The sequence below is a fragment of the Paraburkholderia sp. genome, from assembly GCF_036488795.1.
Taxonomy (GTDB): Bacteria; Pseudomonadota; Gammaproteobacteria; order Burkholderiales; family Burkholderiaceae; genus Paraburkholderia.
The window spans coordinates 24427-45690 of sequence record NZ_DASXHA010000142.1 but is presented as its reverse complement, the minus strand read 5'-3'; the positions used below and the strand labels follow the sequence as shown (position 1 = coordinate 45690).

General features: G+C 63.8%; 21 protein-coding genes. 19 read left to right on the top strand and 2 right to left on the bottom strand.

The window, feature by feature from the left end:
* Window positions 1–4 precede the first annotated feature (4 nt).
* On the bottom strand, window positions 5–499 hold the full coding sequence (phnG, locus tag VGH41_RS21210) for a phosphonate C-P lyase system protein PhnG (RefSeq protein WP_331599525.1): 495 nt from the start codon (window positions 497–499) through the stop codon (window positions 5–7).
* A gap of 178 nt (window positions 500–677) precedes the next feature.
* Between phnG and phnF the strand changes: the two genes are divergently transcribed.
* From phnF to VGH41_RS21120, 18 genes are all read left to right on the top strand, one after another.
* A complete protein-coding gene (gene phnF, locus VGH41_RS21205; RefSeq protein ID WP_331599524.1) occupies window positions 678–1436 on the top strand; it encodes a phosphonate metabolism transcriptional regulator PhnF in 759 nt (252 codons plus the stop codon).
* Window positions 1433–2185: a DUF1045 domain-containing protein gene (locus VGH41_RS21200; protein WP_331599523.1), complete on the top strand. Its 753-nt coding sequence runs from the start codon at window positions 1433–1435 to the stop codon at window positions 2183–2185. Before phnF ends, VGH41_RS21200 begins: the two co-directional genes overlap by 4 nt.
* On the top strand, window positions 2182–2739 hold the full coding sequence (gene phnN, locus VGH41_RS21195) for a phosphonate metabolism protein/1,5-bisphosphokinase (PRPP-forming) PhnN (RefSeq protein ID WP_331599522.1): 558 nt from the start codon (window positions 2182–2184) through the stop codon (window positions 2737–2739). Before VGH41_RS21200 ends, phnN begins: the two co-directional genes overlap by 4 nt.
* Before the next feature lie 391 nt (window positions 2740–3130).
* Window positions 3131–4174 (top strand): NAD(P)-dependent alcohol dehydrogenase, encoded by a 1044-nt coding sequence (locus VGH41_RS21190; RefSeq protein ID WP_331599521.1) that lies wholly within the window; start codon window positions 3131–3133, stop codon window positions 4172–4174.
* An 11-nt stretch (window positions 4175–4185) separates the two neighbouring features.
* A complete protein-coding gene (locus VGH41_RS21185) occupies window positions 4186–4527 on the top strand; it encodes a hypothetical protein (RefSeq protein WP_331599520.1) in 342 nt (113 codons plus the stop codon).
* A complete protein-coding gene (locus tag VGH41_RS21180; RefSeq protein ID WP_331599519.1) occupies window positions 4524–5546 on the top strand; it encodes a GTP-binding protein in 1023 nt (340 codons plus the stop codon). The genes VGH41_RS21185 and VGH41_RS21180 overlap by 4 nt, the downstream gene beginning before the upstream one ends.
* The gene (locus tag VGH41_RS21175) at window positions 5543–6637 is read left to right on the top strand and encodes a WD40 repeat domain-containing protein (RefSeq protein WP_331599518.1); all 1095 of its coding nucleotides are present in this window, start codon (window positions 5543–5545) and stop codon (window positions 6635–6637) included. The genes VGH41_RS21180 and VGH41_RS21175 overlap by 4 nt, the downstream gene beginning before the upstream one ends.
* Before the next feature lie 38 nt (window positions 6638–6675).
* Entirely contained in the window at window positions 6676–6867 is a 192-nt protein-coding gene (locus VGH41_RS21170) for a hypothetical protein (RefSeq protein WP_331599517.1), read from the top strand.
* Window positions 6868–7218: 351 nt separating this feature from the next.
* A complete protein-coding gene (locus VGH41_RS21165; RefSeq protein WP_331599516.1) occupies window positions 7219–8889 on the top strand; it encodes an aromatic/alkene/methane monooxygenase hydroxylase/oxygenase subunit alpha in 1671 nt (556 codons plus the stop codon).
* Between the two features lie 59 nt (window positions 8890–8948).
* Complete coding sequence (locus VGH41_RS21160; protein ID WP_331599515.1) at window positions 8949–10031, top strand: NADH:ubiquinone reductase (Na(+)-transporting) subunit F; 1083 nt, start codon at window positions 8949–8951, stop codon at window positions 10029–10031.
* A 75-nt stretch (window positions 10032–10106) separates the two neighbouring features.
* The gene (locus tag VGH41_RS21155) at window positions 10107–11189 is read left to right on the top strand and encodes a toluene hydroxylase (protein ID WP_331599514.1); all 1083 of its coding nucleotides are present in this window, start codon (window positions 10107–10109) and stop codon (window positions 11187–11189) included.
* 58 nt (window positions 11190–11247) lie between these two features.
* Entirely contained in the window at window positions 11248–11601 is a 354-nt protein-coding gene (locus VGH41_RS21150) for an MmoB/DmpM family protein (protein ID WP_331599513.1), read from the top strand.
* A gap of 80 nt (window positions 11602–11681) precedes the next feature.
* Complete coding sequence (locus VGH41_RS21145; RefSeq protein ID WP_331599512.1) at window positions 11682–12707, top strand: amidohydrolase family protein; 1026 nt, start codon at window positions 11682–11684, stop codon at window positions 12705–12707.
* Window positions 12704–13582, top strand: a complete 879-nt coding sequence (locus VGH41_RS21140; RefSeq protein ID WP_331599511.1) for an iron-sulfur cluster assembly protein — start codon at window positions 12704–12706, stop codon at window positions 13580–13582. The genes VGH41_RS21145 and VGH41_RS21140 overlap by 4 nt, the downstream gene beginning before the upstream one ends.
* A gap of 44 nt (window positions 13583–13626) precedes the next feature.
* Complete coding sequence (locus tag VGH41_RS21135) at window positions 13627–15264, top strand: molecular chaperone GroEL (protein WP_331599510.1); 1638 nt, start codon at window positions 13627–13629, stop codon at window positions 15262–15264.
* A gap of 115 nt (window positions 15265–15379) precedes the next feature.
* Window positions 15380–15529, top strand: coding sequence for a hypothetical protein (locus VGH41_RS21130; RefSeq protein ID WP_331599509.1), 150 nt, complete (start codon window positions 15380–15382; stop codon window positions 15527–15529).
* A 205-nt stretch (window positions 15530–15734) separates the two neighbouring features.
* Entirely contained in the window at window positions 15735–17750 is a 2016-nt protein-coding gene (locus tag VGH41_RS21125; protein WP_331599507.1) for a sigma-54-dependent Fis family transcriptional regulator, read from the top strand.
* Between the two features lie 259 nt (window positions 17751–18009).
* Window positions 18010–19236 carry a M20 aminoacylase family protein gene (locus VGH41_RS21120; RefSeq protein WP_331599506.1) on the top strand — a complete coding sequence of 409 codons (1227 nt, stop codon included), beginning with the start codon at window positions 18010–18012 and terminating at the stop codon, window positions 19234–19236.
* Window positions 19237–19392: 156 nt separating this feature from the next.
* Here the strand turns inward: VGH41_RS21120 and VGH41_RS21115 are convergent, their stop codons facing one another.
* Window positions 19393–20217, bottom strand: coding sequence for an IclR family transcriptional regulator (locus VGH41_RS21115; protein WP_331599505.1), 825 nt, complete (start codon window positions 20215–20217; stop codon window positions 19393–19395).
* Window positions 20218–20513: 296 nt separating this feature from the next.
* On the opposite strand from VGH41_RS21115, the gene VGH41_RS21110 reads away from it, so the two are divergent.
* The gene (locus VGH41_RS21110) at window positions 20514–21218 is read left to right on the top strand and encodes a FadR/GntR family transcriptional regulator (protein WP_331599503.1); all 705 of its coding nucleotides are present in this window, start codon (window positions 20514–20516) and stop codon (window positions 21216–21218) included.
* Window positions 21219–21264: the final 46 nt, after the last annotated feature.

The window sequence follows — 21264 nt, the reverse complement described above, 5'->3', positions numbered from 1 at the left end:
TCCATCAGTTGCCCCGCACCATCGTGAAGAATTCGACGCGCGAGGAGGCAGCCTCTTGCCGGCGGCTCTCACGTTGGCCGGCGAGTTGTGCGGCGAGCGGTTCGATCAGTTGTCCATAGAGGCGCGCGTGTTGCTCCGGCAACTGCAGCAGCGCATCGGCGAGCGCAGCGAGTTCCGCGCGGCGGCGATCGCGCCCCAGGTGGCATGCGACGCCCACCGGTGCATGTTCGGCGGGACTGCGCAAACGCAGGGTGGCGCGTGTGACAGTGGCTTCGCCGAGGTTGAAGGCGTCGCCGCTGCCGCCCACGCGGCCGCGCACCATGGCGAGACCGGTTTCGGGCGGACGCAGCCAGTCGAAGGCGGGGGCGGCCGTGCCATCCAGCGCACGGCTCAAGGCGGCTTCAAGTTCGGCGCGCGGCGTGTGGGCAAGCACGGCCATCCACGCGCGCCGGGTAGCGGCGCAAGGCGACGGCAAGGAGGAGGCGGAAGAGGCGCTCATCGAGATTCCTGTTGATCCAGCATACGGACATTTGACCATCTATTCATCTAAACGTCTAGACGTTTAGAGGTAAAATCGTTGTGCCTGCAGCGTCTTCGTGATTTCATATTTTCATCACGGCTGGCGCACTACAATGCACGACACAACGAATATTTGAACTGAAGGGAATGACAGCACCATGACATCGAACGATACCGCCGCGCCGGGCGCGCAACTCGAACGTGGCGCGGGCGTTGCCGTGTGGCGGCAGATCGAACAGATCCTCGCCGCTGAGATCGCCGCCAGCGGCTTCGGCGCGGACGGCCGGCTGCCGAGCGAGGGCGAGCTGGCCAAGCGCTTCGACGTCAATCGCCACACCGTGCGGCGCGCCATGCTTGGACTGGCGGCGCTCGGGCTGGTAAGCGTCGAGCAGGGGCGCGGGACTTTTGTGCAGCCAGGCGCCATCGACTATACGATCGGCCGCCGCACGCGTTTTACCGAGAACCTGCGCCAGCAGCATCATGCCGCCGGCGGAGCGATGCTGTCGGCGGCCCGCGTGAAGGCCGAGCCGAACGTCGCCAAGGCGCTCGGTCTGCGCGCCGGCGCCTCGGTGTACCGCATCGAGTCGCTGCACGAATCGGACGGCGTGCCGCTCACGTTTGCGCGCAACTGGTACCCGGCCGCGCGTTTCGCGGATCTGCCCGAGGTGCTGGAGCGCACGGGCGGTATCACCAAGGCGCTGGCCGAGTTTGGCGTGAGCGACTATCTGCGTAAATGGAGCCGCATCGGTAGCGTGTTGCCCGAGCCGGAAGTCGCGCGGCGTCTGAACATCAACCGCCAGCAGCCGGTGCTGTGGGTGGAGAACGTCGACGTGGATCTGCAAGGCACGCCGATCAAATACGGCGTGACGCACTTCGCCGCCGACCGCGTGCAACTGATGGTGGAACACGACGTATGAGCACGGCTGCATGGGTTGCCAATGAAGCCGTGGAGTGGTCCGCCGACGCACGTTTCGCGATCTATTACGCGCCGTCGCGCGCTTCCGCGTGGTGGCGGGCCGGCTCGGAATGGCTGGCGGGCGACGCCGAAACCGGCGTCGCGTACACGCCGCCGCAACCGGAAGCGCTGTCACGTCCTCTCAACGAATTGACCCACGCGCCGCGCCGCTACGGCTGGCACGGCACGCTGGTCGCTCCCTTTCGTCTTGCTGACGGTGTAGGCGCCGGTCATGTGCTGGCCGAGTCGCGCCGCTGGGCGCAAACGCAGCAGCCGTTCGCACTCCAGCTAGAAGCCGCCACGCTCGGCGATTTTGTCGCGCTGCGCCCGGCTAGCGCCGCTGGCGACCTCGCCATACGCGAACTGGCTGCCAACGCGTTGCGCACATTGCACCCGCTGCGTGCCGCACCCACTGCCCAGGATCTGGCGCGCCGTCTTGCGGCGCCGTTGACGGAACGCCAGCGGGCCTTGCTCGTCGAATGGGGCTATCCCTATGTGTTCGACGAGTTTCGTTTTCACATGACGCTGTCCAGTTCGCTCGACGCCGCGGATGAGCGCGCGGCTCTGGTCGCATGGTGGCAGAAGCGGATTCCGGAGTTGGGCCCGCTGCGCGTCGACGGCGCCGCGCTTTTTGTCGAGCCTGCGCCCGGCGCGCCCTTCGTGCTATGGCAGCGTCTGCCGTTTCAAACCGCTGGAGTGGAGCAACAATGAGTGGCCGTTTGATCTATGTGATGGGCCCGTCCGGCGCGGGCAAGGATTCGCTGCTGGGTTTCGCGCGCAACCGGCTGACAGGTGAGCCGGTTCTGTTTGCGCATCGCTACATTACGCGTCCCAGCGGCAATGGCGAGCAGCACGTGGCCCTCACGGAGGAGGAGTTCGCGGCGCGTTCCACGCTCGGCCTGTTCGCGCTCGAATGGTCGAGTCATGGCTTGCGGTATGGCATCGGCATCGAGCTCGATGCGTGGCTCGAGCGCGGCTGCACGGTGGTCATCAACGGCTCGCGCGAGCATTTGCAACACGCGCTGGTACGCTATCCGGCTGCCGACGTGGTGCATATCGACGCCGCGCCGCATGTGCTCGAAGCGCGTCTCGGCGCCCGCGCCCGCGAAAGCGCGGAACAGGTGGCGGCGCGGCTGGCGCGGCGCGCGCCGTTTTCGCTGCCGGATGGGGTGCGCCTGATTGCCATCGACAACTCCGGCGCGCTCGAAGACGCCGGCCACGCGTTCGTCGACGTCGTGCGCGGCGCGGCGGCTTTCGAGCGGTAATCGGGGCGGCGTCGCCGCGATCCGTCCCATTCCAGGACACCCACCACGCCCGACGCCGCGCCATACGTCCGATTTTGCGACATCCACGCGGATTCGGGCGCGGCGCGCTGCGTCTTCCATCCCCGTCATTTTCTCTCACCAGCCGCAGGCATAGACCTGTCGCGCGGATTCCCCCTCCATTGGCATAGAGCTTGCTGAGTTCGTCACGCGAAGCAGAACGATGGACGCACCATCGAGCTTCGCCGTTGCCGCCTCGCCGTCACGGTTTGTGTTCCACACGTGGCGGAGTCATTCACGCCAAACGCCCCGTACGAGCGAAGAACGCATCATCGAAGAAGCGGCCAAGGCGGCCCGCGGGTTCCATGGCGACCCATCCTGGAGGAGACAAAACGTGAAAGCTTCTGTGCTGCATGAGTACGACGAGTCATTGACCCGCGACGAGTTCGTGCGCTACGAGGAGGTTGCCGATCCGAAGATCGAGCGGCCCACGGACGTGATCGTGCGGATCGGCGGCGCCGGTGTCTGCCGCACCGACCTGCACGTAGTGGAGGGCATCTGGCGCAGCAAGGTTGACGTGAAGCTGCCCTACATCATGGGCCACGAAAACGCCGGCTGGGTCGAGGCGGTCGGAAGGGCGGTCGAAAGCGTGAAGGTCGGCGATCCGGTGATCTGTCATCCGCTCGTGACGAGCGGGCACTGCCTCGCCTGCCGGCGCGGCGACGATATGCATGCCACGGAAAGCCAGTTTCCCGGCATCAACGCCAATGGCGGCTACGCCCAATACCTGCTCACCGGCGAGCGCTCGCTGATCCAGTTGCCGAAGTCGTTAGCGCCCAAAGACGTCGCGCCGTATACCGACGCCGGCTTGACCGCTTACCGCGCGGCAAAAAAAGCGTCGCGTCATCTGCTGCCAGGTCAGTTCGCGGTGGTGATCGGCGCGGGCGGGCTGGGTCACATCGGCATTCAGGTCCTGAACGCGCTGTGCGCGGCTGAAATCATCGTGGTCGACCGCTCGGAGGTGGCGCTGCAACTGGCGAAGGAGTGCGGCGCGCATCACATGGTCAAGGGCGACGGCAACGAAGTCGAGCGGGTGCTCGAACTGACCGGCGGCAATGGTGCGGAAGCAGTGATCGATTTTGTCGGCGAAGGCGATGCGGTCGCCAAGGGGCTCGCGATGACGCGCAATGCGGGCTTCTATTACATCGTCGGCTATGGCGGCAAGATCGACATACCGACCATCGACATGATCACGAGCGAGAAGACCATCGTCGGCAACCTGGTCGGCACTTATCCGGAGCTGGTCGAACTGATGGCGCTTGCCGATCGCGGCCTCGTACATCTGGCGACGCGGGAATACCCGCTGAGTGAGGCGAACCAGGCGCTCAAGGACTTGCACCACGGCAAGGTCAAGGGCCGGGCGGTGCTGATTCCGTAGATTCGCAGCGGGTGAACCTGAACCGGGAGAACGCCGTGATTGCGCAGCGCAATGCCGCATCGCTTTTCGAACGGATGCGGCTGGTCATCGCACTGACCGAGGTCAACTCCCATCACTTGCGCGGCGAAAGCCGGCGCGCCGGCGCGGAGATCGAGCTGGCGTGCGCGCTCGCCTGCGAGAAACGCGACGGCGCTTCGCCTGACGGCACGCGGGAAATCGCGCAATTGCGCGAGCGGCTCGGCGAGGCAGAAAGCGCCCTGCAGGCGATCGAAGCCGAGCGTGAGCGGCTCGCTCACGAACTGGATCAGCTCGACGCGACAGGATCGAGCGGCAATCAAGGGGACTGGCAATGAATCGGATCCCGGTGACGGTGCTCACGGGTTTTCTCGGCGCCGGCAAGACCACGCTGCTCAATCGCATCCTGCGTGAGCAGCACGGCCGGCGTTATGCGGTGATCGTCAATGAATACGGCGCGATCGGCATCGACGGCGGGCTGGTGGTCGGTGCGGAAGACGAGGTCATCGAGCTGAACAACGGTTGCGTCTGCTGCAAGGTGCGTGGCGACCTGATTCGCGTGGTGGCGGGGCTGGTCAAGCGCAAGGACGGCTTTGACGGCATCCTGATCGAGACCTCGGGCCTGGCCGATCCCGCACCGGTCGTGCAGACCTTCTTCATCGACGACGAGATTCGCCAGCGCACCCGGCTCGACAGCGTGATCTGCGTGGCCGATGCCGGGCATCTGCAAGCGCGTCTGGCCGATAGCCGCGAAGCGGCGGAGCAGCTCGCGCAAGCCGATATCGTGCTGCTGAACAAGATCGATCTCGTGGATACGGCAGCGCTCGGCGAAGTTCAGGACGCGATCCGGTCCATCAATCCCACAGTCGAACAGCTGACGAGCGTGCGCTGCGAAGTGCCGCTCGCAGCGTTGCTCGAGCGCGGCGCATTCGATCTCAAACGCCTGCAGCTCGCTGCATCGCAGAAGGAAGCGAGCGCGCAGTCGCACGGCGAACGGAGCTGGCGTTACGTACCGGTCCAGCCAGGGGCGGCGGTTAGCTCCGGACGGCACAGTCACGGCATCGACAGCGTGTCGCTGCGGGTCGAGCGGCCGCTCGAGCGCACGCGGTTTCTCTCGTGGCTGCAGCAACTGATCGTGGAGCAGGGCCAGGATCTGTTGCGGGCGAAAGGAATCGTCGATCTGGCCGGCTCCGAGCGGCGCTTCGTATTTCAGGGCGTGCATATGACGATGGACACCGACTTCGACCGGCCCTGGCGTGCCGACGAGCACCGCGACAGCCGCCTCGTGTTCATTGGCCGCAATCTCGACCGGCGCGAATTGCGCGAAAGCATTCGCCACTGCGAGATCGACTCATGAACGCGCCGCCGCTTCTGATCGAACTGCTGGGCGCCACCTGGGTGACCGGGGCGCCCGTGGTCGCGGCCGCCTGGGACACGGCGGGCCAGTGCGCCGGCTTTGCGCTCGGCGACGGCACGCTGGCGCTCGCGACCGGCACCTGGGACGGCGGCCCGCAACTCAAGCCGCGCGAGAGCGGTGGTGTCGAGTTCGTGCAGGCGCAAGCACCGCCCGCGCCGCTCGCACGTTATAGCGTGCACGAAGGCACCTGCCTCGCATTGGCGGCGGATCCTGCGGGCGGATTTCTGAGCGGCGGCGACGATGGCCGGCTCGTCCATCTGGACCTCGACGGTTCCAGCGAGGTGCTGGTGGAGGCGGCCGGCGCATGGATCGACCTCGTCGCGGCCAGTCCGGCGGGAGGACGTGCCTATGCATCGGGCCGCCGGGTTCACCGGCTCGGAGCGCGAGCCGCGAGCCTGAGCCTGCCCGGCTCGGCGACCGCACTGGCCTTCGATACGGCGGGAACCCAACTGGCGATCTCGCATCGCGGCGGCGTCACGTTGTGGTCGACGGCCACGCTCACTGAGCGCGAGCTCGAGTGGCCCGGCTATCACCGCACGCTCGCCTGGAGTCCCGACGGCCGCTATCTCGTGAGCGGCATGGAGGAGAACGCGCTGCATGGCTGGCGTCTGCCGGACGGCGCGCACCTCGAGATGGGCGGCTATCCCGGGCAGCCGCGTTCGCTGTCGTTTTCAGCGGACGGCCGCTTTCTCGCCACGAGCGGCGGCTCGCGCGCAATCTGCTGGGGATTCGACCCGCCAGGCGCCGACGATCAGCCGCACGAATGCGGGATGGCCGGCAAGACGCCGGTGAGCCGGGTGGTCTGCCATCCGGTGCATCCGATGATTGCAGTGGGCCATCACAGCGGCGCGGTGCTGCTGTGTCAGCCCGGCAGCAACGACGTGCTGTTCATCAAAGGTTCAGGCAACAGCGCGGTCACGGTGATAGCCTGGTCGCCGGATGGCACGCGCCTCGCATTGGGTAACGAGGCCGGCGAGCTCGCGCTGGTATTCCTGCCGGACGAGCTGTTCCGCTTCGGACGGCGCAGGTGAGGGAGCGGCCGGCTCGATCACATACCAAGGAGACGACGATGAGCATCGAACACCCTTCCAAAGATCAGTTCTTCGAACGAGTAGGAGCGCTCGCCGACGAGATGATCGCTGCCTACGGCAAGGATTTTTCCATCGGTGTACTGGTTCTTGCGGCCCGCTTCGTTGCCGAGGGCAAGGCGCACGGCGAGGCTGAGCTCGCGGCAGCGTCCCAATATCGGACAGGTCCGTGACGCGGAAATGTCGCAGAACAAAACAGAACTCACCCAGCGGAATTTTTCGCGAAACCCGGCGCGCGTTACCCAGTCTCGTTGACCGCCGCATTGCGCAAAGGTGGCACGGTTATCGCTCTACAGGTCTGCGTCAAGCGTAACGCGCTGACGTCCGCAGCAAAACAAGAATGGCAGGAGACACGCTCAAGAAGACCGGCAGCCCCTGCCTGTCCTTCGACCTTGTTGTCCACCATCTTTCGTTTGAGAGCGCGGCGACCCGTCCGCGTGGTTGACTCTGGTCCTGGCGTTAGCGGGCCCTGTCCGAAGCGTCGCGTTGCGACGGTTATCGTGAAATGGAACTAGGAGAGCTCAATGTCTGATGGATTAACGCTCAATAAGATCACGTCCCAGCGCGGGATCAGCATTGGCGAGGCGGCACGCCGCGTTGCCGATCTCGGCTGGACCCCCAGTTACGTCCAGGAAGCGATGACCTTCCCGACGGACTACAAGATCAGCAAGGCGCCGCGTGACCCGATGAAGCAGGTGCTGCGCTCGTATTTTCCGATGCAGGAGGAAAAGGACAACCGCGTCTATGGCGCGCTCGACGCCGCCTTGCGCGGCGACATGTTCCGCAATGTGCAGCCGCGCTGGGTGGAGTGGATGAAGCTGTTCCTCGCGATCATTCCGTTCCCGGAAATCTCCGCGGCGCGGTCGATGGCGATGCTAGGGCGGCTCGCTCCCGGTGAGGAACTGCGCACCGGCTTCACGATGCAGATGGTCGACGAGTTTCGCCACTCGACGATCCAGATGAATCTGAAGAAGTGGTACATGGAAAACTATATCGACCCGGCCGGCTTCGATATCACCGAGGCGGCCTTCGGCAAGTGCTATGCGACCACCATTGGCCGTCAGTTCGCCGAAGGTTTCCTGACCGGCGACGCGGTCACGGCAGCCAACGTGTTCCTGCAGGTCGTGGCGGAAACGGCGTTCACCAATACGCTGTTCGTGGCCATGCCGTCCGAAGCGGCGCGCAACGGCGACTATGCGCTGCCGACGGTGTTTCTCTCGGTGCAGTCGGACGAAAGCCGGCACATCGGCAACGGGCATTCGCTGGTGATGTCGATCATCAACGACCCCGACAACCACCTGCTGCTCGAGCGCGATCTGCGCTATGCGTTCTGGCAAAACCACGCCATTGTGGATGCGGCGATCGGTACCTTCATCGAATACGGCACCACGGACCGCGACAAGAACAAGGAATCGTATGCAGAGCTGTGGCACCGGTGGATCTACGAGGATTACTACCGGACCTACATGCTGCCTCTGGAAAAATACGGCATCAAGATCCATCACGACGACGTCGCCGCTGCCTGGGACCGGATCGTCAAGCAGAACTATGTGCATAAGGTCGCGCAGTTCTTCTCGGTGGGCTGGCCGGTCAACTTCTGGCGCATCGAAGCCCAGACGGAAAAGGACTTCGAATGGTTCGAACACAAATACCCGGGGTGGTATGCGGAATTCGGCGACTACTGGAAGTGGTATGCAAAGAAGAGCGTGCCTGGCGAGACCAACATGCTGTTCGATCAGGAGAACGGCTACGTCTATCCGCATCGCTGCTGGAGCTGTCTGGTGCCGTGTCTGATTCGTGAAGACTTCGTGGTCGACGAAGTCGACGGCCAGCTCTATACGTACTGCTCGGAATTGTGCCGCTGGACCCACAAGGTCGCGTTCGCCTCGGAATACGAGGGCCGTCCGACCCCGGCCATGGGCCGCTTCAGCGGACGTCGTCAATGGGAAGAGTGCTACCACGGCTGGGATCTCGCCGATTGCATCAAGGATCTCGGCTTCGTGCGCAGCGACGGCAAGACGCTCGTGCCGCAACCGCATCTGCGCTTCGACGATCGCAACATGTGGACGCTCGACCATGTTCGCGGTCACACGATTCAAAGTCCGATCGTGCTGTTGCGCGGCATGACACCGGAGCAGCGCGAGAAACATATTGCCGAGTATCGCGCCGGCTTCAAGATCAATCCGGTGCATTGACGAGGGGTCTCGTCCGGGACGCGGTCTGCATGCTTTCCGGACGAGACAGGAGCGCAACGATGAGCGACTTGCAAGAGAAGAGGCGCGACATGCCGGACACAGGCAATGACAAGGTCTTCCATACCGTTTACTTCGAGCCGGTTGGCGTCGAGATGTCGGTCGCGGAAGGCGAGACGGTGCTCGATGCGGCGTTTCGCCAGGGTATTGCGGTGATGCACGGCTGCAAGGAAGGTCAGTGCAGCAGTTGCAAGTCGCTACTGGTGGAGGGCGATGTCGAACTGAAAAAGTACTCGACGTTCGCCTTACCGGACTACGAGCGCGAGTCAGGTCACATCCTGCTGTGCCGCACGCTCGCCTATAGCGATTTGACCGTCGAGTTGCTGAACTACGACGAGGACCTGATGCGCCGCTCGATCGCGGTGAGCGAGTTCGACGCGACGCTCACGAAGATCACCGCGCTCACCCACGACATCAGACTGCTGGAAGTGGCCCTGACCCGGCCTCTACGCTTTTGGGCCGGGCAGTATGTGGATCTGACGATACCCGGCGTGGGCATCACGCGCTCGTTTTCGATGGCGAGCACGCCGAACGGTCAGACGAAGCTCGAATTCATCATCAAGAAGTACCCCAATGGTGCATTTTCATCGCAACTGGATGACGGTTTGCAGCCGGGCGACCGGCTGGTAGCGAAGGGCCCCTACGGTACCTGTTTCCGGCGCGAGGATCAGCCCGGGCCGATGGTGCTGGTGGGCGGCGGATCGGGCATGTCGCCGCTGTGGTCGATTCTCAACGACCACATTCAGAGCGGCGAGCAACGGCCGGTGCGCTTTTTCTACGGCGCACGCAGCCGCCGCGATCTGTTCTATCTCGACGAATTCGCCGAGCTGGAAGAGACGCTGCCGGATTTCCGCTTCATCCCGGCGCTCTCGAATGCCGAGCCGGAGGACGACTGGTCGGGCGCAACCGGTTTCATTCACGAAGTACTGGCAAAAAGCCTGCGCGAAGAAGGGCTCGACGGCGAGATCGATGCCTACACCTGCGGGCCGACACCGATGATCGAAGCGGTGATGCCCGTGCTGCAGATGGCGGGTGTCGCGCCTGAGCGGCTCTATTTCGACAAGTTCACCCAGGCCGTACGCTGACGCGCGCGTTGGCAGCGTGCTCACACGAAGTACCCAGACGAAGTGCCTATAACCGAAACAGGAAGGAGGACCAACATGAGTACGTTGCCAGAGCAAGCGCCGCTCAGGTCAGGCGCGGCCGGCGCGGCGCAGTTTGCCGGATGGGACAGCCGCAAGTACAACTATTTCGAGCCGAAAGGACGTAAGGCCAGTCATTACGAGGACATGACCGTCGATGTGCAGCCGGACCCGAAACGCTACCTGCTACAGGACTGGATCCTTGCGTTTGCCGACGGCACGCCGACCTATTCGCAAACCTGGACCGCGGCGCAAAGCACGGACTGGCATCAATTCCGCGCGGTCGATGAGGAATGGGAGCGCACCCATTATCAGCGGCAGTCGACCATTGTCGGCATGATCAGCAGCGCGATCCAGAATGCGCGGCGCTCGGGCGTGGTCAAGCGTTTCGACAAGACCTGGGTGAAGGTGCTGGAACAGCATCTTGGCGCGTACAAGCATGCCGAGTTCGGTCTGGGCACGGCCACCATGCACGCGCAGCGCTACGGCTACACGCAGATGATCAACAGCGCGATCCTCACGAACGCATCGTACAAGCTGCGCTTTGCTCAGGACCTGACGCTGTATCTCGGCGAAATCGCGCTGGACCTGCCGAACCTCGATCTCGATGCCGGCAAGGCGCACTGGCTGACCGATCCGATCTGGCAGGACACGCGGCGGGCGATCGAAACCATCGGCGGTGCGACGGATTTCCTCGAGAAGTACTTTGCCGTGAACGTGGTGTTCGAGCCGCTCGTGGCGGATCTGTTCCGCAGCGGTTTCGTGATGCAGGTGGCGGCCGCGCAAAACGACTTCCTGACTCCGACGGTCGTGTCCGCCGCGGAAGGGGACTACGAGCGCAATCTGGCCAACGCGGTCGAACTGTTCCACATGCTCGCCAACGATCCTCGCCACGGCGACGCCAACCGCAAGCTGTTTAGCGAGTGGCTGGAAAAACACGGGGCGCTGGCCTCTGCCGCGGCAAAGCAGCTACAGCCGGTCTGGTCGATTCCGCACGTGAAGACGGTCCAGTTCAACGACGCGCTGAACAGCGCGATCGAGCGGGCGGAGATGATCGCCAGAGAGATCGGCGTTCACTTTCCGTTATCGATCCGGGCCTGATTGATTGCATTCACATCCATTCGCCCCCATCACGCCCAAGCGCGCAGAGGAGTACGCAATGCAAGTGCATACCGACAATATCTTCAAGTCGATGAAGGACGTTCGCTTCGAGCAGACCATTTCGCATCAATGCGGCGTCACCATGAACGACAGCGTGGAGGCCCGCGCCATTGCTGAACTGATGTCGACCAAGCCGGGCATCACCGTGACCTATCTGCCGGCGATGATTCGCATCGACGGGCAAGGGAAGATCGAATTCCGGATGGGTGAGATCAGCGAGGTGCTGGGCCGCGAGATGACTCCGCACCTGTTCGAAATCTCCACTTCGACGCACTACGGCCGCATGGTGATGGTCGACGACGAGACCGTCGTGCTGTTCGGCAATATGGACGACGCGATGGCCTACGAGTGAGTACGCAGCCCGCTACCTGATCCGGCGGCCCGCCACCGAGGCGGTGGCGGGCCGCTCATACAACCACGGAGACGAATGTCATGTATCGAACCACGGACGGTGAGGAAATCTTCGTCATAGATGGACACGTCCATCTATGGGACGGCAGCAAGGCCAACCTGAAGAATGTGCACGGCCAGCAGTTCATCGATTGCTTTTACGCCTACCACTCGAACCTGAGCCCCAAGGAATATTTGTGGCCGAAGGAAAAGTTCGACAAGTACGGCGAGGATGCCATGTACAACGACCTGTTCGTCACGGGCTACGACGACATGGCGATCTGTCAGCCTACCTATCTGACGGACTTCTACAAGAACGGCTTCAACACGACGGAGAGCAACTATGTGTTGAAGAAGAAGTATCCGCACCGCTTCATCGTCAACGGCGCGTTCGATCCGCGCGACGGCGAGGCCGGGCTCGATCGTCTCGAAGAACTGGTGGCGCTCTACAAGATTCAGGGCGTCAAACTCTACACGGCCGAATGGCGTGGCGACAGCAAGGGCTACAAGCTGTCGGACCCGAGTGCGCAGCGCTATCTTGAACGCTGCGAAAAGCTCGGCATCAAGAATATCCACGTTCACAAGGGACCGACGATCCTGCCGCTCAATCGTGACGCTTTCGATGTGGCCGATATCGACGACGCCGCCACGAGCTTCCAGAACCTGAACTTCATTGTCGAACACTGCGGCTTGCCGCGGCTCGACGATTTCTGCTGGATCGCCACGCAAGAGACGAACGTCTATGGCGGTCTCGCGGTGGTGCTGCCGTTTATCCATACACGTCCCGAGTATTTCGCCCATGTGATCTCGGAACTGCTGTTCTGGATCGGCGAGGACAAGATCCTCTATGGCAGCGACTATGGCATCTGGTCGCCGAAGTGGCTGATCGAAAAGTTCATGGCCTTCGAGTTGCCGGAGTCGGTCAGCAAGGAAACGGGTGTGCAGCTGTCGTTGACGGCCAAGAAGAAAATACTCGGACTCAACGCGGCGCGCCTGTATGGAATCGACGTCGAGGCGCAGAAGAGTCTGCTGGAGGACGTCCGGCAGCCGGCAGCGGTCGGCGCATGAACGCCCCGGCTGCGGTGGGCGCGGCGGGCCACCTTGACGCCAGGACCGCCGAGGTGTGGGCGCAGCTTGCCGCCGTCAACGATCCGGAACTCGACGAAACGGTGACGGAGCTGGGTTTCGTCACCGGCGTCGAGGTGGAGGCCGGCGGCGCGGTGCAGATCGGCTTCCGGCTGCCGACCTACTGGTGCGCCGCCAACTTCGCCTACCTGATGGCCGACGACATGCGCCGCGCAGTGGCGGCCTTGCCGTGGGTCACGAAGGTTGCGGTGAGACTCGGCGAGCACATGTATGCCGACGAAATCAACTGTGGCGTGGCGGCCGGCGCGTCGTTTCAGGACACCTTTGGCGCCGCGGCCAACGGGGAAGTCGAGGATGTGCGGCAGATTTTTCTCGTCAAGGCGTTTCAGCGCAGGCAAGAGGCACTGCTGAGCTGGCTGCTCGCGCAGGGCGGCGAGGGCGCGGTGCTGGTGCGCGTGAGCATGATGGAACTGGATGCGCTGGCGAGCGGTCTGGCTTCGGCTTCGGCTTCAGACGAGGCCAATGGCATTCGGCTCGTCACGCGCTACCGCGAGCGGCGCTTCGTAGTGGGCCCGCGTATCGACGAGGCAGCGCAAGCGAATGCTCTCGCTTTCGTCGATAGCGACGGCGTGCCGCTTGACCCTGCCGGGTTGAACACGTATCTGCGCGCTTTGCGAAGAGTGGGTGTCAGTACCGAGTTCAACGGTGCATTGTGTCGCGGCTTGCTCGCCGCTCGCTACGGCGAAGCCGGTACAGCCACCGCAGTCGAAATCAAGCCCGTGCATTTCATGGATCTGCGTGCCCATGGCACAGGTAGTCCGTGCGCGGATTCGGGGCAGGCAGCAAGGCCCACGTAAAAGACAGCAATCCGAAATAACTGGACCCCAGGAGGAGCAGGATCATGCCGAACATCATGCTGCATGACGACGAGGCCCGGATGGCGCTCGGACGTGGCGTTGCGAAGCTGGCCAAGGCAGTGCGCGGCACGCTTGGCCCGCGCGGGATGAACGCGATTATCGACCGGCCGATCGGCACGCCGATCATTTCGCGCGACGGCGTGAGCATCGCCAACGAGATCGAGCTGGAGGATCCGTTCGAGAACATCGGTGCGCAGGTCGTGCGTGAGGTATCGAAGCAGACCAACGAAGTCGCCGGCGACGGCACCACGACGGCCACGGTGCTGGCCGACGCGCTGGTGCAGGACGGCCTCGCCTGTCTTGCGCAAGGCGCGAATCCCGTCGAGCTGGTCCAGGGTCTGGAGCTGGCCGTCAATGAAGTGATCGAGGCACTCAAGCGCGCAGCGACGCCGCTGCGCGGCAGCGAAGAGGTACGCGCCGTGGCAGTCGTGGCCGCCAACGACGAGTTCACCGGAAAACTCGTGGCGGAGGCGCTGGAGCGCGTTGGCGCAGATGGCATCGTCGACGTCGAATACGGCACGACGGTCGAAACGCGCCTCGAGGTGGTCGACGGTATGGCGTTCGATCGAGGCTATCTTTCGCATCACATGGTGACGGATATCGAACGCATGCAGGTGGTGCTCGACAATCCGCTGATTCTGATGACCGATCAACGGCTGCAGTCGCAGGAAGAAGTGGCGGCCTTGCAGGCACTCGCGACGCAGAGCAAGCGTCCGTTGCTGATCATTGCCGAAGAAGTGGCGCCGGCTTGCGTGATGACGCTGCTCGCGTGGCGCGACAACGGCGGCGTGCCGGTCGCGGCGATCCATCCGCCCGAATATGGGCATTGGCGCAAGGCCATGCTGGAGGACATTGCCATCGTCACCGGCGGCAAGGTGATCGCGCGTGACCTGGGCGGCAAACTGGAGGCGACCGAACTACGCGACCTGGGGAGCGCGCGCCAGGTGCGCATCTCGTCGAACCAGACCATCATTACCGCCGGTGGCGGCGATACGGCTGCGATAGCGGCGCGGCGTCAGCAGGTGGCGCGCCAGTACGAGATGGCGCCGGAAAACGTCGAGCGCGATAAATATCAGGTGCGCCTCGCGAAACTGTCGGGCGGCACGGCGCTGATTCTGGCCGGTGGAGCAACGCCGGTTGAACAGAAACGGCGGCTTCATCTGATCGACGACGCGATTCACGCTGCGCGCGCGGCGATCGCCGAGGGCGTGGTACCCGGGGGTGGCATGGCGCTATTGCGCGTGTCGTCCGAACTCGAAGGCGTGATTGCAAAAACCCACGGCAGCGTGCAGCAGGGCGCCAGATTGCTGCAGCGCGCGCTGGCCAAGCCGCTCTTTCATATCGCCACGAATTGCGGCCTCGATGGTGCGGCAATCGTGACGGAGGCCGTGCGGGCAAAACCTGGCATGGGTCTGGATGCGCGCAGCGGTGCGTTCGTCAATCTGATCGAGGCAGGCATCATCGACCCGGTGCGGGTCAGCTACAGTGCGGTGCGTAACGCGGCATCGGTAGCGGGCCTGATCTTGACGACGCAGACATTGATCGCGAAGAAGCCGGAGACGCTCGATCCAACCGCCGGACCCGCATTAGGTGCGGGCGCCGAATTGCTCGGCCGTCAATAGAAGCGCTATAGCCGGCTATATCTGCTTTGCAGGTGGCCGGTCGATGTCAAACAGGTGACACAGAAAGGCTGCGATCGGCGATGATCGAACGGCCACGCAGGAAAGGAGACGAACGATGGCTAGGGACGCGGCACGCCGGCTCAAGCGCGGCTTGGGCTGGAGCATCACGTTGGGCGGCACCTGTTTGCTGATGGCCGATTTGAGCGCGGCAGCCACGCCCTTTTTTCACGGTGTGGTCGACGCCATCATGAAGGCAATGGCATGACACGCAGGTTCGCGCCGTGCGTTGCTTCGCTCTGTGTTTTCCCCAAAAGACGCGCTGAAAATCCAGGCCTATACTAGGCCGCGAACGCGCTGCCAGTTTTTTATGGAAGCAGACAGGAGTCCCCACTCGAAACATACCCGCGAGTCACGACGAGGCCGGCCGCAGAGCCAGGTTCCGCGCTGACGCATCGCCGTGGAGGAAAGCTGTGGCGAGGAGACATCAGATTGGCAGCATGTCGGGTCTAGGCGATCAGGCGGCGATGCGCAGCATCGTCGCGAACGCGCAGCGCGCCAGCGTGCGTCATTCCGACCGCGTCACCATGCTTGCATGGGAGCGTTTTCTGGCGGGTGAAACATCGACATCCGCGCCCACGGCCTTGATCGATTCCTGGCAACGCAGTCTGCAATCCGGTGTCAGCCCCACGGCGGGATCGGCGCCGATCGCGGTGCGCGGCGACGCGATTGCGGAGTTGTGCTGGCGGCACCGCGAATTGCTGGCCGCATCCGATCGTCTGTTCGCCATTACGGCCGACCTCTTCGCCGATTCGCACTCCGTGCTGTTGCTGACCAACCAGGACGGCATCATTCTCAAGGCCGCAGGCGACCTGCGCACCCTCGCCGCGGCCGAAAAAATCCATTTGACGATTGGTGGCGACTGGCGCGAGGGGCATGCCGGCACCAATGGTATCGGCACGGCAATCGCGACGCGCGAGCCGACCTATATCCACGCTTCGGAGCACTTCTGCGAAGGCATCAAGTCGTGGAGTTGCGCGGCGGCGCCGATTTGCGAGCCCGGCACCGGCAAGGTCATCGGCGTGCTGGATATATCCGGGCCGCCTTCCACGTATCAGATCAACAACCTGACCCTGGCGGTGACAGCCGCGCGCCAGATCGAAATGGTGCTCGCCGAGCAGGCTGCTCGCGAGCATATGCGCCTGCTGTCGTTTTGCCTGCAACAGTTGTCGTCGTCGGATGCAACCGGGATGATCGCGATCGATCGCAGCGGCCGGCTCGTGCATACGACAGGCAAGATGACGCTGCCGGTCGGCATCGGCGAACGCTTTCCGGGCATGGACGAAAACTCCGCCGTCGAGGAATGGGCGCACCGTTTGCCCGCAGGCTTGAGTGCCGAATGGTTCAATCCGGTGGTGGTGGAGGGCAACACGATTGGCGCCATGCTGGTGGTGCCGGCGCGCTCGCGCTCCGTCGCAGCACGGGTCGCGCAGCGCAGCGGCGAGGCCGATCCGCAGCGCAACTGTTTCGCGCAGATCCAGGGCCAAAGCACGGCGATGCTGGCCGCGCTCCACCGGGGCCGTCAGCTTGCCTGCAGACGGGTACCGGTGTTGATCGAAGGTGAGACGGGCGTGGGCAAAGAACTGTTTGCGCGCGCCATCCACGGCGAGGAGGCGGGTGGTGGCCCTTTCGTCGCTTACAACTGCGGCGCGGCGTCGAAAGAACTGATCGCGAGCGAGTTGTTCGGCCATGTGCGCGGCGCCTTTACCGGTGCCACCACGGAAGGCCGCGCGGGCCGCTTCGAACTGGCGCACGGCGGTACGCTGTGCCTCGATGAAATCGGCGAGATGCCGCTTGAACTTCAGCCGGTGCTGCTGCGTGCGCTGGAGGAGGGCGTGGTGTACCGGCTGGGCGACACGCAGCCGCGGCACGTCGACGTGCGTCTGCTTGCGATGACCAATCGCAATCTGCGCGAAGAAGTCGAGGCCGGCCACTTCCGCCGCGATCTGTATTACCGCATCAGCGTCACGCGGATCCGCATTCCGCCGCTGCGCGAGCGGGATATCGACATCGACCTGCTCGTCGAGTATTTCAATCGCCGGCTCGCTCAACGGCACGGCGTGGTGGAACGACAATTGAGCCCCGAGATCATGGCGGTGCTGCGCGCCTACTCATGGCCGGGCAATGTGCGGGAAATGCGCAACGTCATCGAGAATCTGCTGTTGACGTCAAGCGAAGCGGCCGTGTCGCTCGACGAACTACCGGCTGAAATACTCGACGAAACCGCGACTGCCGGCGTCATGCGGCCGGTGCACGAGGAGGCGGGCAGCCTGGAGGAGACCGAACGGCTCGCCATCGCGCGGGCCGTGCATAGCGCGCACGGCAATCTGACTCAGGCCGCCCGTTCGTTAGGCGTTTCGCGCAGCACGCTTTATCGCAAGCTCGAACTCTATCAGCTGGAAGGCATCGTCAAACCAGGCAGCGAGTGACGTCGGTTTGCCTGGGCGTGCGGATTGCCGCGCGCTTCACGCCGTTCTTGACGCCGTATGGTGTGGCAGAATCTGTCACGTCGTGCTGCGGTCTCTTTGCGTATGGCCTGGCTGATGTGTGTCGGTCAATTGCCCCGCCTGCTCGCGACTGAATGATCCCTGTTCGAAGCGCAGCCTGACACCGGGCGGCGTCGTGCTCTGGCTCGCCGGTTCGCCGGTTCGCCGCATGGCTTGCGGTACACCCTATCTGGAGTTCCTGATGAGAGAAGCAGTGCGTCCTTCCGAACCTTCAACCGTAGATTCCCCTCCAGGTTTGACGCAACTCGCCGACCTCAGCGACGCAGCCGAAGGCCTGCGCGAAATTCGTCACCAGATCCACCGTCATCCCGAGCTGGCTTACGAAGAAGTTGCGACGGCGGCGCTGGTGGCGGACAAACTCGAACAATGGGGCTGGCAAGTGACGCGCGGCGTGGGACGCACCGGTGTAGTCGGCACGCTGAGGGTGGGCGACGGCGCACGCAGCATCGGCATTCGCGCGGATATGGACGCGCTGCCCATCATCGAGCAAACCGGCTTGCCCTATGCAAGCAGCACGCCCGGCAAGATGCATGCATGTGGCCACGACGGCCATACGACGATGCTGCTCGGCGCGGCGCACCATCTGGCGAAAACGCGCCGTTTCTGCGGCACGGTACATCTGTATTTCCAGCCGGCTGAAGAAACCGGTGTCGATAGCGGCGCGAAGACCATGATCGAAGAGGGTCTGTTCGAGCGCTTTCCGTGTGATGCGGTGTTCGGCATGCACAACCATCCGGGCGCGGAGCCGGGCGTGCTGCTGTTTCGCAAGGGGCCGTTCATGTCGGCGGGCGACAGGGCGGTCATCACGATCGAAGGCGTCGGCGGCCACGCGGCGCGTCCGCATCTGACGGTCGATCCGGTGGTCGTGACGGCCAGCATCGTGATGGCCTTGCAAACCATCGTGGCGCGCAATGTGGATCCCTCCCAGCCGGCTGTCGTCACGGTTGGTTCAATGCACGCGGGCACCGCAAGCAACGTGATTGCAAGTACCGCGAAGCTGGAGTTGAGCGTGCGCTCGTTCAGCCCGGAAGTGCGCGCGCTGCTGAAACAGCGCATCACCGAACTCGCGGAAAGCCAGGCCGCGAGTTACGGCGCCAGGGCGAGGGTGGAGTACGTCGAGGGCTATCCGGTGGTCGTGAATTCTGACGTCGAGACGCAGTTCGCGATTGATGTGGCCCGCGAACTGGTGGGCGACGACAAGGTGGTCGCGCACACCGACATCCTGATGGGCAGCGAAGACTTCGCGTTCATGCTGCAAAAGCGGCCGGGCACGTTCCTGCGAATCGGCAACGGCGTGGGCGAAGACGGCTGCATGGTGCACAACCCGCATTACGACTTCAACGACCGCAATCTCACGGTGGGCGCGGCATTCTGGACGCGGCTGGTTGAGCGTTATCTCGGGCAGTAATCGCGCAGCGAGGCCGCGATAGTGGCGCAGTAGTGGGGCAGTAGTGGGGCAGTAGTGGCCCAATATCGGCGAAGTAGTGGCGCAGAAAGGGCGCACTGAGGGCACCGCGACAAGCACCTAAAAAGGGCGGCGCGGGCCGCCGCCCGCCAGGGCCCCCTACCCCCGCCGCGCCACCAGGTCCGACACGTTTTGCGCGGCCTGCTGCAACGGCTCCAGAAACGCTTTTACCATTTGCCTGGCCGAATTCCGCTGGGCGTTACCGCTGATATTCATTGCGGCAATCACGCGCCCTTGCCGGTTGCGGATCGGCGCGGACAGCGAGATCAATCCCCCCTCCAGTTCCTGATCGACGATCGCCCATCCCTGGCGGCGCACCTGCGCGATCAACTTCTTCAGCTCTTCCTTGTCGGTGACGGTGCGCGGCGTATAGGCATAGAGCGGCGTCGAACTGAGCGTGGCGTCGAGCGTCTCGTCGTCGAGCGCCGACAACAGCATGCGGCCCATCGACGTGCAATATGCCGGCAAGCGGCTGCCAATCGACAGGTTGATCGTCATGATCTTATGGGTCGGCACGCGCAGCACATAGACGATCTCCGTGCGATCCAGCACGGCCGCCGAGCAGCTTTCGTGGACTTGCGCCGACAGTTCTTCCATCACCGGTTCGGCGAGATTCCAGAACGGCATGGAAGTCAGATACGCAAAGCCCAGATCGAGAATCTTCGGCGTCAGGCGGAACAGGCGTCCTTCGGCCTCGACATAGCCAAGGGTCTGCAAGGTCAGCAGAATGCGCCGGGCACCCGCGCGCGTGAGACCGGTCGCGGCGGCGACGTCGGTGAGCGTCTGCTCGGGCCGTTCGGCATTGAATGCGCGGATCACGGCGAGGCCACGGGCGAACGACTGCACGTACGAGTCGCCCGGCTTGTCCGGCGCGTCGGCAGCGGTGAGCGGATCATCGGGAGACGCTGGTGGGGCTTTGCTCATGGGCCTGTTGGGAAAGCGGTAGGTGACGGTCGCGGCGGCTGCGGGCGCCGTGCAGCACGACGGCGCGGCGCGCTGGGCCTTTCTGCACGGGGCGCGTAGAAAGCCGTGAAGATAGCTTAAGCCTTGCGTTTCGCCAACCTCGCCGAATTTACGCCGGTCAGGCGGCCAAAGGTGGGACCTGCTTCGCTGCATGCGTGTTTCATCATCGAAATGGCAGGCTGTATCAGGGTTTTCCGGGATGCGATCTCCCGGGTAAATTTGTATGATGACCAGACCACGTGACCGGTGCTGACATCATGTTCGAGAAAATTCCTGCCCGCGCGCTCAGCGATACGGTTGCCCAGCAGCTCTTGACGCAAATCGACAAGGGCGCCTTTGCGCAAGACGGCAAGCTGCCCACCGAGGCTGTCCTCGCGCAACAGTTCGGCGTGAGCCGCACGGTGATCCGCGAGGCGATCTCGCGTCTGAAGAACGAAGGCGTCGTGCAGCCGCGCCAGGGCAGCGGGGTGTTCATCGCTGCGCACGGCACGGTCCGGCCGCTGCGGATCGACTATGCGGAGGCCATCGAGGCCGGCTCGGTGCCGCAGATTCTCGCGTTGCGTCGAGCTATCGAAGCCGAGGTTGCATCCGAAGCCGCCCAGCGCCGCAGCGACGCGGACATGGCCGCCATCGACGCCGCGCTCGCCCGCATCGACGAAGCCGTCGCCGAAGGTCACGACGGCGTCGCCGAAGACGTCGCTTTCCACCGCACCATCGCGGTTGCCACCGGCAATCCGTATTTTCTCAAGACCCTCACGTTTCTCAACCAGTACCTCGAGGCGGGCACGCTTGTCACGCGCCGCAATGAGGCATTGCGTGAAGACTTCTCGCGCCAGGTGCGCGACGAACACGCGGCAATTGTCGCCGCGATTCGCGCGGGCGACGCGTCGGCGGCGCGTGAAGCCGCCAGCACGCATCTGTACAACGCTGCGCGCCGTCTCGCGGAAGCTGGGATCTGCTGAGCGGGCAAACGGCGCACGCGGTACACAACGCATTGATTGGAGAGGT

Bases quoted from the DNA above. Each gene is read 5' to 3' on its own strand.
- phnG (WP_331599525.1), bottom strand. From the start codon at position 499: ATGAGCGCCTCTTCCGCCTCCTCCTTGCCGTCGCCTTGCGCCGCTACC.
- phnF (WP_331599524.1), top strand. From the start codon at position 678: ATGACATCGAACGATACCGCCGCGCCGGGCGCGCAACTCGAACGTGGC.
- VGH41_RS21200 (WP_331599523.1), top strand. From the start codon at position 1,433: ATGAGCACGGCTGCATGGGTTGCCAATGAAGCCGTGGAGTGGTCCGCC.
- phnN (WP_331599522.1), top strand. From the start codon at position 2,182: ATGAGTGGCCGTTTGATCTATGTGATGGGCCCGTCCGGCGCGGGCAAG.
- VGH41_RS21180 (WP_331599519.1), top strand. From the start codon at position 4,524: ATGAATCGGATCCCGGTGACGGTGCTCACGGGTTTTCTCGGCGCCGGC.
- VGH41_RS21175 (WP_331599518.1), top strand. From the start codon at position 5,543: ATGAACGCGCCGCCGCTTCTGATCGAACTGCTGGGCGCCACCTGGGTG.
- VGH41_RS21170 (WP_331599517.1), top strand. From the start codon at position 6,676: ATGAGCATCGAACACCCTTCCAAAGATCAGTTCTTCGAACGAGTAGGA.
- VGH41_RS21165 (WP_331599516.1), top strand. From the start codon at position 7,219: ATGTCTGATGGATTAACGCTCAATAAGATCACGTCCCAGCGCGGGATC.
- VGH41_RS21160 (WP_331599515.1), top strand. From the start codon at position 8,949: ATGAGCGACTTGCAAGAGAAGAGGCGCGACATGCCGGACACAGGCAAT.
- VGH41_RS21155 (WP_331599514.1), top strand. From the start codon at position 10,107: ATGAGTACGTTGCCAGAGCAAGCGCCGCTCAGGTCAGGCGCGGCCGGC.
- VGH41_RS21150 (WP_331599513.1), top strand. From the start codon at position 11,248: ATGCAAGTGCATACCGACAATATCTTCAAGTCGATGAAGGACGTTCGC.
- VGH41_RS21145 (WP_331599512.1), top strand. From the start codon at position 11,682: ATGTATCGAACCACGGACGGTGAGGAAATCTTCGTCATAGATGGACAC.
- VGH41_RS21140 (WP_331599511.1), top strand. From the start codon at position 12,704: ATGAACGCCCCGGCTGCGGTGGGCGCGGCGGGCCACCTTGACGCCAGG.
- VGH41_RS21135 (WP_331599510.1), top strand. From the start codon at position 13,627: ATGCCGAACATCATGCTGCATGACGACGAGGCCCGGATGGCGCTCGGA.
- VGH41_RS21130 (WP_331599509.1), top strand. From the start codon at position 15,380: ATGGCTAGGGACGCGGCACGCCGGCTCAAGCGCGGCTTGGGCTGGAGC.
- VGH41_RS21120 (WP_331599506.1), top strand. From the start codon at position 18,010: ATGAGAGAAGCAGTGCGTCCTTCCGAACCTTCAACCGTAGATTCCCCT.
- VGH41_RS21115 (WP_331599505.1), bottom strand. From the start codon at position 20,217: ATGAGCAAAGCCCCACCAGCGTCTCCCGATGATCCGCTCACCGCTGCC.
- VGH41_RS21110 (WP_331599503.1), top strand. From the start codon at position 20,514: ATGTTCGAGAAAATTCCTGCCCGCGCGCTCAGCGATACGGTTGCCCAG.